This window comes from Sphingomonas sp. Leaf242 (genome assembly GCF_001422045.1).
Taxonomy (GTDB): Bacteria; Pseudomonadota; Alphaproteobacteria; order Sphingomonadales; family Sphingomonadaceae; genus Sphingomonas.
In genome coordinates, this window is the sequence record NZ_LMLW01000013.1 from 1 (window position 1) to 15,415 (window position 15,415).

The following is a 15,415-nucleotide window of genomic DNA, read 5'->3' on the forward strand; positions in this document are numbered from 1 at the left end:
AACCAGAACAACGCCATCTACCGCCTCCATCGTCACACACTCTGTGAATCAGGAAGCTCCATTCAGATCAATAGACTGATTGGGTTTGAGCCCTAGCGCCGCACGCCGCAGGTTAGTTGAGCGTGGTCATTTCCACGGCCTTGCCCTTGCTGGTCGGGTTCGACGCATTGGCTTTCGGCGCCTTTTCGGCCTTGGGCTTGCGGACTTCCTTGTTCGACTTCTTCTGGCTCTTCGCCATGACGACACCTCAGGGAGCGGAACGCCCCGACGTCATGGTACACGGTTACTTCGTCATGCGCCCGTCTTATCGCGCCCGTCTTATCGCGCCTGGTCCTGGTCGAGCAACGCGATCGTCGCTGGATCCTCGGCCCCGCCGAAGAACCGGTCGAGCGCGGCGCGAAACGGCGCCGGATCGTCGGCGACGCGCGCGAACAGCGTCATCGACGAGTGCAGCTTCACGGCATCGATGCCGCCGAGGATCGTCTCCGCCGAACCATGCGCGCGCGTCACCGTTTCGGTCGCTTCGATCAGGCGAGGCCCCAGCACGGGATGCGCAAGATAGCCGCGTGCCTCGGCCGCCGAGGCGATCGCGTAGGTCCGCGCCATCGCGCTGTGGCCAAGACCCGCGATCTGGGGAAAGACGAACCACATCCAGTGGCTGCGTTTCGCACCTGCGCGCAATTCGGCGAGCGCCTGCGGGTAGACGCCGGCTTGCGCCACGACGAACCGTTCGAGATTCTGTACCATGTGGAGCATGGTGGTCGTCGGAGGCTCCGACCGCAACCGGTTTGCCCGCAAGCGCGTTGGATGCGTAACGAACGAGGACAATGCCATGACGATGCCCATCAAGACGGTGATCGCGGTCGCACTTTTCGCGACGCCGCTCATGCTGGGGGCGTGCGGCAAAAAGGACGATGCGGCGAACGCGCCCGCGCCGAGCGGCTTCACGCCACCCGAGACGCGCGCACCGACGCCGATTCCGGGGCAGGCGCAGACCACGCCGATCACCGCCTATGTCGGCAAATACCCGCACGACGCGGTCGACGGCGTCGGGTTCTTCGACCGCACCGAGGTCGCGACCGGGCTGGTCGAAGCGGTCGGCGATGCCAAGCTGCGCGAGACGATCCGCGGCCGGACGGGTCCCGAGACGCCGATCTTCACGATCAAGCGCGCCGGCACCACCGGCGACGGGACACGGATCGCCGCCTGGGGATGCGAGGAGCATAATTGCAGCGATCGCAACTGGACCGTGCTGGTCGACCCCAAGGGCGGCAAGACCCAGGTCTGCTATCACGACGCCGACAAGATGGGCGCGAAAAGCGAATGGTACGCCGGCGGCGCCCCCGAGCGGCGCGACGACACCTGTCCTTCGGAGGGCTGAGCCGATGCTCGAACATATCCCTGCATGGCTGGGTCAGGCGATGAGCGGTCTGCGCGCCGGCGAGGAGAAGCTGGCCGTCTCGCAGGTCTGCGGCGATGTCGGCGACACGCCCGCGTCGATCGACCTGTCCAGCCCGGCGTTCGCGCATGAAAGCCGCCTGCCGCCGCACTTCACGCTGGACGGCGAAGGCGTGTCGCCGCCGCTCGTCTGGAGCGACCCGCCGGCCGGGACGGCAACGATGGTGCTGATCGTCGAGGACCCCGACGCGCCGGCACCGCAACCGCTGGTCCACGCTATCGTCTGGGGTCTCGATGCGGATGCTGGCCGTCTCGCGGAAGGCGCGATCGTCGCCGATGGTGCAGGCGATCCGGTAGGGCGCGACGTCGGGCGCAATTCCTATTTCCGCGAAGGCTGGTTGCCGCCCGATCCGCCGAGCGGGCACGGCGAGCATCGCTATGTCTTTCAGCTGTTCGCGGTCGGTGCAGGTGCGGGTGATCCAGGTGCGACTCCAGGACGGTCTGCTGTGATCGAGGCCATCTCGGGCCATGTGTTGGCGGCGGGGGTGTTGATCGGGACCTATTCGCGCGATCAGGCGGCGCCGGTCGGACCGATCGGGGATGCGGCGGTGGCGTGAACGACGTCTCGTTCTGTGCACGCGTCTCGCTGTCGAGGAATAGACGTGATCGCGATCAGGCGATCGGGATGATCGGTGCGGCGGTGGTGATTGCGACGGCGGCGAAGAACAGTGCGCCGACGAACGAGATGGCGATACGCTGAGCGGTTTCGAAACGGAGCGACATGGTGGTTTCCTTCGGTTGTTCGGGGTCTCGGACCATCCGGCCCCCGATGCCGAAAGCTTTGCACGCACTGTGCCAGTTTCTTAAGTCATTGTGCTAGTTGAGGTTTCTCTCGAGCGGGCCGCGGCATTGGGAAATCGCACCAGATCGCGTGTGCAAAACACACCATTTTACGGGATCAGGCGGCGCAGATCCGATCGCGGCCCTGTTCCTTGGCCGTGTAGAGCAGCCGGTCGGCCCGCGAGAACGCGATCCCCGACGTTTCTTCGATATGGATCGCGGTGATGCCCGCCGAAAAGGTGATGCTTCCCAGCGGCGCGTCGGTCTCACGGTTGCGGTATCGCTTCGCCGCCACCGTCGCGCGAACACGATCGAGCAACTTGGCCGCATCCGACAGGGTTTTGCCCTTGATCAGCAGCGCGAACTCCTCGCCACCGTGGCGGACCACCAGATGCGGTGCGCATTCGCTCGACAACGCCTGTCCGATCGCGATGAGAACGCGATCGCCGACGCCGTGCCCGTGGAGGTCGTTGACGCCCTTGAACCGGTCGATGTCGCACACCGCCAGGCAATAGGGGCCCGCATCGAGGTCGCGCTCGGCGAACGCCTCCTCGAACGCGCGACGGTTGGGCAGGCCGGTCAGCATATCGCGCCGGGCGATGTCGTGCGCCTCGACCAGCTTGGTGCGCAGGATATCGGCTTCGGCGGTGGCGGCGGCGAGTCGCACTTCGCTCTCGTGGATCCGGCCGATCATCATGCTGGTGATCTGCGTGATCTCGTCGATCTCGGCGATCTGCTTGATCGCGGCGGCGCTCTTGGCGAGATCGCGGCCGAAGCCCCGCGTTTCGTCCTGCATCGTCCGCATGATCTGCGTGAAGTCTTCGACGTGGTGCTGCGTTTCGACGACCAGCGAAATCGCGCTGTCGACGCCGGTCTCCGCGGCGCCTTCCGACGCCTGGCCGGAGGCGGGACGGTGCGCCGCCGGGGCGCCGGCGACGACCTGGCCGCCGAGTCGTTCGATATCGTTGCGGCTCAGGCGAACCCCGCCATCGGTGAGCCGCGCGACCGCGATCGCCAGCGGCTGGTCGGGCGCCGACAGAACGGCATGCGCGAAGTGGTAATGCGCGGGGTCGGGGCTCAGGCGATGCTCATCAAGGAACCTGCCGATACGCTCGTACAGCGAGTTTCTTGGGTCTGCCCCCGATACCGGCTTGGCCGCTTGCGCGTCCCCCATGACTTCCTCCGCATCCCCACCAAAGGCATAGACCCGAAAGCGTTAGCATATTGTCACCAGAACGGCAGCTATTTGCCGGTCAGCTTTTCCACTGCCGCCAACGTCGTCGCGACGTGCTCGGCGGGGTTCATGTCGTCATGCACGAACGCGACCCGGCCGTCCTTGGCGATGACGTAGCTGGTGCGCTTGGTCACGGCGCGGCCCAGCACTTGCTTGCCGAGTGCGACGTCATAGCCCTTGACCACGTTGGGTCCTGCGCTCGCGACCGCGAACTTGCCCGCGCACTTCTCGGCCGAGAACTTGCTGAGCGTCTCGACATTGTCGGCCGACATGCCGATCACCGTCGCGCCGGCCTTGGTGAACGCGGGGATCGCCTCGGCGAACGCGTGTGCTTCGGCGTTGCAGCCGCCGGTATAGGCGGCGGGGAAGAAGTACAGCACGACCGGGCCCTTCTTGAGCTGCTCGGCGAGATGGACGGTGAAGATCTTGCCGGCGATCGCCCCGCGAGTCGTGAAGTCGGGCGCCTTGGCACCTGGCGCGAGCGCAGCAAACGCCGGCGTTGCGACAAGCAGGGCGGCGGCGAGAGTCGAGACGAGGCGCATGGACGATACTCCGATTGGATTGCAACGACCTACGCGCACGCGGATGATCCGTCCATTGCTCGCGACGGCTGTGGCCGATAGGCAGGGGCCATGCCAGTCACCCAAGCCGATATCGACCTCGCGCACCGCCTCGCGGATGCGGCGGGCAACGTCATCCGACCGTATTTCCGCCACGAGCACGGTGTCGAGATCAAGGACGACCAATCCCCCGTCACCCGGGCCGACCGCGAGGCCGAGGCGGCGATGCGCCGGCTGCTAGACGCCGAACGTTCGGGCGACGGCATCGTCGGCGAGGAGTTTGGCGAGAAGCCGGGCGTCACCAATCGCAAATGGGTGCTCGACCCGATCGACGGCACGCGCAGTTTCACGGTCGGCCGCGCGATCTTCGGGACGTTGATCGCCTTGGTCGAGGATGGTTGGCCGGTGCTCGGGATCATCGACCAGCCGGTCCAGCGCGAACGTTGGGTCGGTGTCGCGGGCCGCCCGACGACGCTCAACGGCGTCCCCGTCCGCACGCGCACCTGCCGCGAACTGGCAGGCGCGACGATCGCCACCACCAGCCCGCATCTGTTCGACGAGGTCGACGTCCCGCATTACCTCGCGCTCGTCGCCGCGATCTCGGGCGGCAACCCGCGGCAGGGGCCTGTCTATGGCGGCGACTGCTACAATTACGGCCTGCTCGCGAGCGGGCATCTCGATGTCGTCTGCGAGTCGGGGCTCAAGATCTACGACTTCGCCGCGCTGGTGCCGGTGGTCGAAGGGGCCGGCGGCATGATGTGCGACTGGAATGGCGACCCCCTGACCGCGGCGAGCGAAGGCCATGTACTGGCGATCGGCGACCCGGCGCGGATGGACGACGTGCTGGAAGCGATGCACCGGGTGCGCGATGACGGGCACGATCACGCCGGTCACGACCACGAATAAGGATTCCCCTCCCGCCTGCGGGAGGGGCTAGGGGAGGGCCTGCCAGTACGCGATCACCCCGCCCCCAATCCCTCCCGTAAACGGGAAGGGACCAGTAGGGCGGCGTCGCAAAGCGCAACGTCCCCACATCACCACCCCCCATCCGTCATCCCGGCGGACGCCGGGACCCATGGATACGGAACGCCAGCCGTCGAAGCAGGTCCAACCATCGACCCGGACGTCCGCCTGATCCCGTGCCGAGCAAGGTAGGGAAGGGGCGCTAGTTTCGCGCGCCCCTCAGAAAATCCCGAGAAACTTTTTCCGCTGCCCCTTCTTCTCCGCCGCAGACGTCTTCCCGTCCTCGGCCTTCGCCGTCGTCCCATGCCCGACGTCGTCGCGCGGCTGGCCCTTCGTCGTCCGCTGCGCCGCCGCCGTCGCCCCGGCCAGTACAGGACCGCACGCCGTCGACTTCGCATCCCCGACATCGACGAACGCCAGGATCCCCGCGACCGGCGTCGCGAGCAGGGCGAGCCCGAGCCCGCTGCCGACCCGCGCGAGCAGATCCTTCGAGATCACGTTCATTTTCGGCGCGGCGAACATGCCGCCGACCCCGATCGGCGACTGCCCCGCGAACAGGCTGAACTTCTTCGAATCCGCACGAAATGCGAGATCGACCGCCTCGTTGCGGAAGCTGAACCCGCCCCGCCCGACGATCACGTTCTTGCGCGTGTCGATCAGGATCGGGTCCGCCGCCGCCACGCCGCCGCGCACGGTGAAGCCGATCAGTCCGCAATTCATCTGCACCGGCTCGTTGAGCTGGCCTTGGAACATCCGCTGCGCGAACGTGCCGATATCGAGCTCGGCGAGCTGCACGTTGCGGACCGACAGCGCGCCCGACGGCAGCACGAACGCGATTCGCCCCCGCGACGAGGCGAGAGAGTCGTGGATCGAATCGCCGCGCCCGTCGAGTTTGATCCGCCCCTTGATCGTGCCGGTCGTTCCCGCCTCGGTCAGGCCATACCCCTTGAGCAGGCGCCCCAACGGCGTCGGTGCGAGGCGGATATCGTACGAGACCGCACTCGGCCGTGCGCGCGTATCGAAGATCACGTCCGAGGCCACGTTGCCGCGCGCCATCGAGAAGGTCAGCGGCGACAGTGCCAGCCGACCGCGCTCAAGATCGAGTGTCAGGTCGACGTTGGAGATCGGCAGGTTGCGCGACTTCACCACCCCGATCGTCCATTTCAGGTCGGCATCGAAGATCTGCATCGTCGCGACCGGCAGGTTCCCGTCGGGGAGCAGGCGCTGTGGTGCGGCGCCTGTCGCGGCGGCGGCGGCCACCGCGCCCTTCGATTCGACGATGTCGGGATTGAAGCCGATGAACGGGGCCGCATCGATGATGTCGAGGCTCTTGGTCGTGAGCACCGAATCGAGATGGATGCGATCGCCGTTGGTGATCGTCAGCTTGCCCGCAAGATCGGTCCGGCCTGCAAAGCCGCGCAGGTGCGTGAAGGCGTATTCGTCGCCCTGCTTGATGAGCTGCGCGCGCAGTTTGTAGGTCCGCGTGTTCGGGATCGCAACGTCGATCACGCCCAGCAGCGTCGACAGGTTGGCGCCGCGCGCGGTGACGGCGAGCGGCACGTTCTCGACATCGGCGATGCTCGGCAGCGTCCCCGCGACGTCGATGATGTTCCCCGCCGCCCGCGCCCGCGCAACCAGCTTGTTCTGTCCGCGGTTGGCAGTCGCATCCGGCGACAGCAGTTGCGCGGTCACGGTGAACGGCGTCTCGCGCAACCGCCCCTTGCCGGTTAGCCCGACCGCACGCCCGATCGTCGCGTCGACCGAGCGGATATCGGCGATGTTAAGATCCGCGACGATCCGCATCCGCGGGTCGAGATAGCGCACCGACGTGCCCGTCACCGTGGCCACGTCGATCCGCGGAAACTCGAGCGGCTTGCCGCCCTTCTTCTCGGAGAACGTCCAGGTGTTGGCGCTATGCGGCTTGTTCCACTCCAGATCGACCGCGCCGTTGACGAGATCGAGCCAGTACAGCCGCCGCTTGCCGAAGATCAGCGACAGCGGCGCGATCCGCGTGTCGAGCTTGTCCGCGCGGAAAAGGTTTGGCCGGCTCGCCCAGTCGGGGTTCGAGAGCGTGAAATTCTCCGCGTACAACTTCATGCGGAACGGCGCGAAATAGAGCTGGAAATCGCCGCGCACGGTCAGCGTCCGGTGCGTGAGCGAGCCGACGACACGCTCGAACGGATGCTTCAGGAAACGCCCCTTGGTGATGTACAGCACCAGCCAGATCGCGACGATGACCGCGACGATCCCAAGCAGGATGTTACGCAGTATCCGCCGCTTGCGACGTTGCCGCGCATCAACGGGTGCAACGACCGGGGGGGAGGCCGGGGAGGGGGCGTCGATCGGCTGCGTCGGGCTGTCGTCCATGCTTGGCCTATCGCACGACAGCCGCGTCAGTTCCACAACGGTTGATATGGCGGATCATTGCGTCTATGCGGCCCGCTTCCTCGAAGGGAACGCGTTCTACGAATCGCCCGGCCAGTGTGGGCTGCCGCGGCGATTTCAGCGTCCTCCTTCGTTAACCGAAAGGATAAAAATGCCCAAGCTGAAGACCAAGAGCGGCGTCAAGAAACGCTTCAAGCTCACCGCCACCGGCCTGCTCAAGCACGGCGTCGCCGGCAAGCGTCACCGTCTGGCGCATCACAACGGCAAGTACATCCGTCAGAACCGCGGCACCAAGCTGCTGTCGAAGGCCGATACCGCAGCAGTGAAGGCCTGGGCGCCTTACGGCCTGCGTTGAGCTGAGAAGGAATTAGACAATGGCACGCGTAAAACGGGGTGTTACCACCCGCGCCAAGCACAAGCGTATTTTGGTTCAGGCGAAGGGCTATTATGGCCGTCGCAAGAACACCATCCGCATCGCCCGTCAGGCCGTCGAGAAGGCCGGACAGTACGCATATCGCGACCGCAAGGTTAAGAAGCGCACGTTCCGTGGCCTCTGGATCCAGCGCATCAACGCCGGCGTCCGCGCCGAGGGTCTGACGTATTCGCAGTTTATGCACGGCGTGAAGCTTGCAGGGATCGAACTCGACCGGAAGGTCCTGGCCGACATCGCCATGCACGAGGGCGCAGCCTTCAGCGCGATCGTCGCCCAGGTGAGGGCGGCGCTCCCCCAGGCCGCGTAATTCGCGACTGAGGTGAGTTTCGGGAGGGCGTCGGTGGGAGACCACCGGCGCCCTTTCTGCGTTTTGGGGCGAAGTGAACGCGCTGGTGCCGAGAGGTTCAGATGCTTCCCGAACTACCCAAGCAATCCAACTTCCGTGGTCCCAACCCCCTCTCCGTCATCCCGGCGAACGCCGGGACCCATGGTTACGGCGGACCCGGCGATAACGTGCTACCATCACCCGGCCCGCTACCGTGGGTCCCGGCGTCCGCCGGGATGACGGGGGTGTTGATGATGGATCAAACGATCCGGCACACGGGCACAAGGGGAGCACGAAATGCGCGAAACCTTTCAGCCGTGCGTCTACATCCTACACTCCCGCCGCCACGGCACGCTCTACATCGGCGTCACCTCGAATCTCCTCGCAAGGCTGGTTCAGCACCGAGAGGGGTTGATCCCCGGCTTCACTCGCCGGTACGGCATCAAGCGTCTCGCCTATTACGAGATGTTCGACACGATGGAGGCCGCGATCGTTCGCGAGAAGCGGCTGAAAGAATGGCGAAGAGCGTGGAAGATCGACTTGATCGAAACGCGCAACGAAAATTGGGACGATCTGGGTATCGGCCTCGGGCTGCCCCGCCTAACCGAACCCGCCCTGGGAGTATGACGTGACCGAAGACCTGAACCAGATGCGCGACCACATGCTGACGGCGATCGCCGCCGCATCCGGGCTCGACGCGCTCGACGCGTGCCGGGTCGAGGCGCTCGGCAAGCAGGGCACGATCACCGCGCTGCTGAAGACGCTCGGCAAGATGACGCCGGACGAGCGCCTCGTGCAGGGCCCGCTGATCCAGGGGCTGCGTGAGGCAGTGGCCAACGGCATCGCCGAGCGCAAGGCGACGCTCGAACGCGCCGCACTCGACGCGCGCCTCGCCAGCGAAACGCTTGACATGACGCTCCCCGCCGACGCGACGCCCGCCGGCACGATCCACCCGGTCAGCCAGGTCATGGACGAACTCGCCGAGATCTTCGCCGACCTGGGCTTCGCGGTCGCGACGGGGCCCGAGATCGAGACCGACTGGCACAATTTCACCGCGCTCAACATCCCCGAGACGCACCCCGCGCGCGCGATGCACGACACCTTCTACCTCCAGCAGGGGATCGACGCGAAGGCGGCCGGCACCGCGGACGAGAAGACCACCTTCTCGCTCCTCCGCACGCACACGTCGCCGGTCCAGATCCGCACGATGTTGAGCCAGAAACCCCCGATCCGCATCATCGCCCCCGGCCGCACCTACCGCTCGGACTCCGACGCGACGCACACGCCGATGTTCCACCAGGTCGAGGGCCTCGTGATCGACAAGGGCATCACGCTCGGCCACCTGAAGTGGACGCTCGAGACGTTCGTGAAGGCGTTCTTCGAGCGCGACGACATCGTGCTTCGCCTGCGCCCCAGCTACTTCCCGTTCACCGAGCCTTCGGTCGAGATCGACGTCGGCTATACGCTGGTGAAGGGCAAGCGCGTCGTCGGCGGCGCCGAGCCCGATGGCTGGCTGGAGATTCTCGGCTCGGGCATGGTCCATCGGAAAGTGATCGAAGCCTGCGGGCTCGACCCCGACGAATGGCAGGGCTTCGCGTTCGGCTGCGGCATCGACCGCCTCGCCATGCTCAAATACGGCATGGACGACCTCCGCCCGTTCTTCGACGGCGATATCCGCTGGCTCAAGCATTACGGCTTTTCGAGCCTCGACGTCCCCACTTTGTCCGGCGGAGTCGGCGCATGAAGTTCACCCTCAGCTGGCTCAAGCAGCACCTCGAAACCACCGCCACGCTCGACCAGATCGTCGAAGCGCTGACCCGCATCGGCCTCGAGGTCGAAGGCGTCGAGAACCCCGGCGAGAAGCTCGCCGCGTTCAAGATCGCCAAGGTGCTCACCGCCGAACGCCATCCGCAGGCCGACAAGCTCCAGATCCTGTCGGTCGACGCCGGTAACGGCCCGCTCCAGGTCGTCTGCGGCGCCCCCAACGCGCGCGCCGGACTGGTCGGCGTGTTCGGCGCGCCCGGCGCGTACGTCCCCGGCCTCGACGTGACGCTGAAGCTTGCCAGCATCCGCGGCGTCGAATCCAACGGCATGATGTGCTCGACGCGTGAGCTGGAACTCGGCGAGGATCACGACGGCATCATCGAACTGCCCGAAGACGCGCCGATCGGCACCGCGTACCCGGACTATGCGGGCCTGACCGACCCGGTCATCGACGTCGCGATCACGCCCAACCGGCAGGACTGCATGGGCGTCCGCGGCATCGCACGCGACCTCGCCGCCGCCGGTCTCGGCATGCTTACGCCACTGATCGTCCCAACCCCGTCCGTCATCCCCGCGGAGGCGGGGACCCAAGGTGCGGCAGGCGCGAACGGTGAGTTGGATTCCCGCCTTCGCGGGAATGACGGAGTTGGGGCTGGAGACGGACCCGATGTCGCGACCCTGGATCCCGAAGGCTGCCCCGCGTTCTTCGCCCAGACCGTCACCGGCGTGACCAACGGCGAGTCCCCCGAGTGGATGCGTCGCAGCCTCATCGCGATCGGCCAGAAGCCCATCTCCGCGCTCGTCGACATCACCAACTATTTGATGATCGATCTCGGCCGCCCGCTGCATGTCTACGACCGCGCAAAGCTCTCCGGCGGCCTCGTCGCGCGCAAGGCGAAGCACGGCGAGCAGGTCGTCGCGCTCAACGGCAAGACCTACACGCTCGACGCGACCATGACCGTCATCGCCGACGACGCGGCCGTGCACGACATCGGCGGCATCATGGGCGGCGAGCATTCGGGCGTCTCGGCGGACACCACCGACGTGCTGATCGAATGCGCCTATTTCGATCCCGACCACATCGCGCGCACCGGCCAGAAGCTGACGCTCACTTCCGACGCGCGGAGCCGCTTCGAACGCGGCGTCGATCCGGCGTTCCTCGAAGACGGCCTCGCGATCGCCACCGCGCTCGTCCTCCACATCTGCGGCGGCACGGCCAGCGACGTCACGCGCTCGGGCGAACCCCCGCTCGAGCCCCGCGTGATCCACTACGATCCGCGCTTGAGTGCAGACCTCGGTGGCCTTCACGTCGCCCCCGAACGCCAGGCGCGCACCTTGTTGTCGCTCGGCTTCACGATCGGCGCGATCACGTCCGCCGACGCGTTCAGCGACGCGCTGTTCTCGACGATCGAGGGCAAATGGCCGGTAACGGTCCCGACCTGGCGCCGCGACGTCGACGGCCCCGCCGACCTCGTCGAGGAAGTCGTTCGCATCAAGGGCATCGACACTATCCCCTCGACGCCGCTCCCCCGCATGCCCGGCGTCGCCAAGCCGACCGCCACGCCCGAGCAGAAGCTCGAACGTAGGGCGCGTCGCGCGGCGGCGGCCCGAGGGCTCGACGAGGCGGTAACGTGGAGCTTCCTTTCCGACGCCGAAGCAGCCCCGTTCGGCGGCGGTGCCTGGACGCTCGCCAACCCGATCAGCGAAGACCTGAAAGTCATGCGCCCCTCGCTGCTCCCCGGTCTGCTCGCAGCGACCGGCCGCAACCTCAAGCGTGGTCAGCAGAGCGTCCGCCTGTTCGAGATCGGCCGCCGCTACCTGGCGGAAGCCGAGCGCGCGACGCTGGGCGTAGTCCTCGCCGGCGACCGTCGTCCCCGCGGCTGGCGCGATGGGAAAGCGGCGACCTTCGACGCGTATGACGCGAAGGCCGAAGCGCTGGCGCTTCTCGCGGCCGCGGCCGCGCCGGTCGACAACCTGCAAGTCATGCCTGTCCTGAGCGCAGCCGAAGGGGGTGAAGCCGGCGACGCATGGCACCCCGGCCAGTCGGGCACGCTTCGCCTCGGGCCGAAGACGGTGCTGGCGAGCTTCGGCATGCTCCATCCGTCGGTGCTGAAGGCATTTGATCTCGACGGCGCGGTCGCCGCGGTCGAAGTCTACCTCGACGCGATCCCGCCCAAGCGCGCGACCGGCTTCTCCCGCCCGGCCTACACGCCGCCGGCGCTACAAGCCGTCCGCCGCGACTTCGCCTTCCTCGTGCCGGCGGCGCTCGCCACCGACACGCTGGTCCGCGCGGTAAAGGGCGCCGACAAGGTCGCGATCGTCTCGGCCCGCGTGTTCGACGTGTTCACCGGGCAGGGCGTCGAAGAGGGCCATAAGTCGGTCGCGGTCGAGGTCGTCCTGCAACCGACCGCCAAAAGCTTCACCGACGAAGAGATCAAGGCGATCGCCGACAAGGTGGTCGCCGCGGCAGCCAAGCAGGGCGCGAGCCTGCGGGGATAACGCTCCCCGAAACACCACCCCGCCGAAGGCCGGGGCCCAAATGGAAAGGCCGGTGTAACGGAGCGATGCCCTACGTTATCACCGTCCCCCAATTGGGCCCCGGCCTTCGCCGGGGTGGAGTGAGGTGGGGTGAGGTGGAGTGAGGTGAGCGTTTTCAAAGCTCGCGCGTTTGAAGCTCACGGAAGGAATCCCATGACCGACCTGATCACGATCGCCAACGACCACCTCATCGCGCAGATCAACCCGCACGGTGCCGAGCTCACACACCTCCACGACGCCGACGGCCGCGAGCTGATGACCAACGCCGACCCGGCCTTCTGGACCGGTCACGCCCCGATCCTCTTCCCCGTCGTCGGTGTCGTGAACGAAGGCGTCATCCGCCTCGACGGCACCGCCTACCCGATGCAGAAGCACGGCTTCGCCCGCCATTCGACGTTCGACGTCGTCGCGCAGTCGGAAAGCTCCGCCACCTTCCGCCTCACCGACAGCGAAGAAACCCGCAAAGCCTACCCGTTCGCGTTCGCACTCGACATCGTCTTCACGTTGGACGGCGCGACGCTGACGCTCGAGGCGCACATCCACAACCGCACCGACGCGGCGATGCCGGCAAGCTTCGGCTTCCACCCCGCCTTTGCGTGGCCGCTCCCGTACGGCGAGCCTCGCGCAGACCACCGAATCACGTTCGACGCCGACGAACCCGGCAAGCTGAAGGCGATCAGCCCCGACGGCCAGATCGCGGTCGACGAGCGCCCCTCGCCGGTTGAGGACCGCGTCATCGCCCTGCGCGACGAGCTGTTCGCCAAGGATGCGCTGGTCTGGGACCCGATCCATTCCGACGCGGTCACCTACGGCGCCAACACCGGCCCGCAGTTGAAGATCGCCTTCCCGGACACGCGCAAGCTCGGCATCTGGACCAAGCCCGGCGCGGCCTATGTCTGCGTCGAGCCCTGGCACGGCATCGCCGACCCCGAAGGCTATACCGGCGATTATCGCGACAAACCCGGCGTGTTCGAGATCCCCGCCGGCGGTACGAAGCGCATCGAAATGAGCGTGACGCTGGTCCAGGAGCACTGACGAACCCCCCTCCCTGAAAGGGAGGGGCAGGGGGTGGGTCGGTTTCCGCATCAAGGCACGGTTGCGACCAAAGCTGACCTACCCACCCCCAACCCCTCCCTTCCAGGGAGGGGAGAGCGTTGCGTTTGGGGCGCAAAGTCGCTCCTGCCACCGGTCCTCATCAAGGCCCCCTCTGTCCTACACGCCCCGCATCTGCCAATAGCACGCGATGATCGCTGCATGCCGCCTCCTCCCGATCCCGCCGCGTCCCGCGCGGGAAGGGGATTGCGAGCGGCACGTAGCCTGAACTTCCTTACCTTCCGAGCCCAGACTCGGCGCACCGGACCCACGCCATGACCCAATTTCCCCGCCGCACCTTCGCGATCATCTCGCATCCCGATGCCGGCAAGACCACGCTGACCGAGAAGCTCCTGTATTTCGGCGGCGCGATCCATCTCGCCGGCGAGGTGAAGGCGCGCGGCCAGACCCGCCGCGCGCGCTCCGACTGGATGAAGATCGAGCAGCAGCGCGGGATCTCGGTCACCTCGTCGGTGATGACGTTCGAGCGCCAAGGGATCACCTTCAACCTGCTCGACACGCCGGGCCACGAAGACTTCTCCGAGGACACGTATCGCACGCTGACCGCGGTCGACTCGGCCGTCATGGTGATCGACGCCGCGAAAGGCATCGAGCCGCAGACGCGAAAACTGTTCGAGGTCTGCCGCCTGCGCAACGTGCCGATCATCACCTTCGTCAACAAGGTCGACCGCGAGGGCCGCGACCCGTTCTCGCTGCTCGACGAGGTGGCGGAAATGCTCCAGCTCGACGTCTGCCCGATGAGCTGGCCGGTCGGGATGGGCGGCGAGTTCGAGGGCGTCTACGATCTCTACGCCAACACGCTGAGCCGTCCCGAAGGCGACAGCCGCGAGTTCATGGGCAAGGCGATCCCGTTCACCGGCATCGACGATCCCGAGCTCGCCAAGATCCTCAGCCCCGAAGCGATGATCCGCCTGAACGACGAGGCCGAACTCGCACAGGGCGGCTATTCGAGCTTCGACCCCGAGGCCTATCGCGCGGGCAATCTGACCCCCGTCTATTTCGGCTCGGCCCTCAAGGACTTCGGTGTCGCCGAACTGATCGCCGCGCTCGCCGACTACGCCCCGCCACCGCGCGCGCAGCCCGCCGAGCCTGCCCCCGTCTCGCCCGACGAGCCCGAAGTCACCGGCTTCGTGTTCAAGGTGCAGGCGAACATGGACCCCAACCACCGCGACCGGATCGCGTTCATGCGGCTGTGCTCGGGCGTGTTCAAGCGCGGCATGAAGCTTACGCCCACCGGCCACGGCAAGCCGATCGCAGTGCACTCCCCCATACTGTTCTTCGCGCAGAACCGCGAGCTCGCGGACGAGGCGTTCCCCGGCGACATCATCGGCATCCCCAACCACGGCACGCTCCGGGTCGGCGACACGCTCAGCGAAAAGGCCGCGATCCGCTTCACCGGCCTGCCCAATTTCGCGCCCGAAATCCTGCGCCGCGTGGTGCTGAAGGACTTCACCAAGACCAAGCAGTTGCGCAAAGCCTTGGACGATATGGCCGAGGAGGGGGTCACGCAGGTGTTTTACCCGGACATCGGCTCGAACTGGATCATCGGCGTCGTCGGCCAGCTCCAGCTTGAAGTGCTGCTCTCGCGGCTGGATGCGGAGTACAAGGTCGCGGCGGGGCTTGAGCCTGCACCGTACGAGACTGCGCGCTGGATCTCGGCGGAAGACCCGCTCGAACTCAAGACCTTCGCGGAGATCAACCGCGGCGCGATGGCGAAGGACCGCGACGGCAACCCCGTCTTCCTCGCCAAGAGCGCCTGGGAAGTGAACTACATCGCAGAGCGCTACGCCAAGATTCGCTTCGCCGCAACGCGCGAGCGGTAGTCTAAGCCCCCTTCCCTGAAAGGGAGGGCTGGGGGTGGG

At 66.6% G+C, this 15,415-nt stretch carries 15 protein-coding genes; 10 read left to right on the plus strand and 5 right to left on the minus strand.

Going from position 1 to position 15,415, the window contains the following annotated elements:
* Positions 1-112: 112 nt before the first annotated feature.
* The gene (locus ASF09_RS21105) at positions 113-238 is read right to left on the minus strand and encodes a hypothetical protein (RefSeq protein WP_259466878.1); all 126 of its coding nucleotides are present in this window, start codon (positions 236-238) and stop codon (positions 113-115) included.
* Positions 239-318: 80 nt separating this feature from the next.
* Positions 319-747: a DUF1810 domain-containing protein gene (locus ASF09_RS18520; protein WP_060527657.1), complete on the minus strand. Its 429-nt coding sequence runs from the start codon at positions 745-747 to the stop codon at positions 319-321.
* Positions 748-832: 85 nt separating this feature from the next.
* Between ASF09_RS18520 and ASF09_RS18525 the strand changes: the two genes are divergently transcribed.
* Together ASF09_RS18525 and ASF09_RS18530 are read left to right on the plus strand one after the other, a co-directional pair.
* Positions 833-1,381, plus strand: a complete 549-nt coding sequence (locus ASF09_RS18525; RefSeq protein WP_060527658.1) for a hypothetical protein — start codon at positions 833-835, stop codon at positions 1,379-1,381.
* 4 nt (positions 1,382-1,385) lie between these two features.
* Positions 1,386-2,015: a YbhB/YbcL family Raf kinase inhibitor-like protein gene (locus ASF09_RS18530; protein ID WP_060527546.1), complete on the plus strand. Its 630-nt coding sequence runs from the start codon at positions 1,386-1,388 to the stop codon at positions 2,013-2,015.
* 341 nt (positions 2,016-2,356) lie between these two features.
* On the opposite strand, the gene ASF09_RS18535 is transcribed toward ASF09_RS18530, so the two are convergent.
* Together ASF09_RS18535 and ASF09_RS18540 are read right to left on the minus strand one after the other, a co-directional pair.
* Positions 2,357-3,412 carry a GGDEF domain-containing protein gene (locus ASF09_RS18535; RefSeq protein ID WP_060527547.1) on the minus strand — a complete coding sequence of 352 codons (1,056 nt, stop codon included), beginning with the start codon at positions 3,410-3,412 and terminating at the stop codon, positions 2,357-2,359.
* A 68-nt stretch (positions 3,413-3,480) separates the two neighbouring features.
* Positions 3,481-4,014, minus strand: coding sequence for a peroxiredoxin (locus ASF09_RS18540; RefSeq protein ID WP_060527548.1), 534 nt, complete (start codon positions 4,012-4,014; stop codon positions 3,481-3,483).
* A 90-nt stretch (positions 4,015-4,104) separates the two neighbouring features.
* On the opposite strand from ASF09_RS18540, the gene ASF09_RS18545 reads away from it, so the two are divergent.
* Entirely contained in the window at positions 4,105-4,938 is an 834-nt protein-coding gene (locus tag ASF09_RS18545) for an inositol monophosphatase family protein (RefSeq protein WP_060527549.1), read from the plus strand.
* Between the two features lie 276 nt (positions 4,939-5,214).
* Here the strand turns inward: ASF09_RS18545 and ASF09_RS18550 are convergent, their stop codons facing one another.
* Positions 5,215-7,362, minus strand: a complete 2,148-nt coding sequence (locus ASF09_RS18550) for an AsmA family protein (RefSeq protein ID WP_060527550.1) — start codon at positions 7,360-7,362, stop codon at positions 5,215-5,217.
* A 169-nt stretch (positions 7,363-7,531) separates the two neighbouring features.
* Between ASF09_RS18550 and rpmI the strand changes: the two genes are divergently transcribed.
* The 7 genes from rpmI (at position 7,532) to ASF09_RS18585 (ending at position 15,376) form a co-directional block, all read left to right on the plus strand.
* A complete protein-coding gene (gene rpmI / locus ASF09_RS18555; RefSeq protein WP_031395289.1) occupies positions 7,532-7,735 on the plus strand; it encodes a 50S ribosomal protein L35 in 204 nt (67 codons plus the stop codon).
* A gap of 19 nt (positions 7,736-7,754) precedes the next feature.
* Positions 7,755-8,120: a 50S ribosomal protein L20 gene (rplT, locus tag ASF09_RS18560; RefSeq protein WP_060527551.1), complete on the plus strand. Its 366-nt coding sequence runs from the start codon at positions 7,755-7,757 to the stop codon at positions 8,118-8,120.
* 315 nt (positions 8,121-8,435) lie between these two features.
* The gene (locus ASF09_RS18565; protein WP_060527552.1) at positions 8,436-8,765 is read left to right on the plus strand and encodes a GIY-YIG nuclease family protein; all 330 of its coding nucleotides are present in this window, start codon (positions 8,436-8,438) and stop codon (positions 8,763-8,765) included.
* A gap of 22 nt (positions 8,766-8,787) precedes the next feature.
* Entirely contained in the window at positions 8,788-9,882 is a 1,095-nt protein-coding gene (gene pheS, locus ASF09_RS18570) for a phenylalanine--tRNA ligase subunit alpha (RefSeq protein ID WP_181321194.1), read from the plus strand.
* On the plus strand, positions 9,879-12,401 hold the full coding sequence (pheT, locus tag ASF09_RS18575; RefSeq protein ID WP_060527554.1) for a phenylalanine--tRNA ligase subunit beta: 2,523 nt from the start codon (positions 9,879-9,881) through the stop codon (positions 12,399-12,401). Before pheS ends, pheT begins: the two co-directional genes overlap by 4 nt.
* Positions 12,402-12,593: 192 nt before the next feature.
* Complete coding sequence (locus ASF09_RS18580) at positions 12,594-13,475, plus strand: aldose 1-epimerase family protein (protein WP_060527555.1); 882 nt, start codon at positions 12,594-12,596, stop codon at positions 13,473-13,475.
* Positions 13,476-13,807: 332 nt separating this feature from the next.
* Positions 13,808-15,376, plus strand: coding sequence for a peptide chain release factor 3 (locus ASF09_RS18585; protein ID WP_056484981.1), 1,569 nt, complete (start codon positions 13,808-13,810; stop codon positions 15,374-15,376).
* Positions 15,377-15,415: the final 39 nt, after the last annotated feature.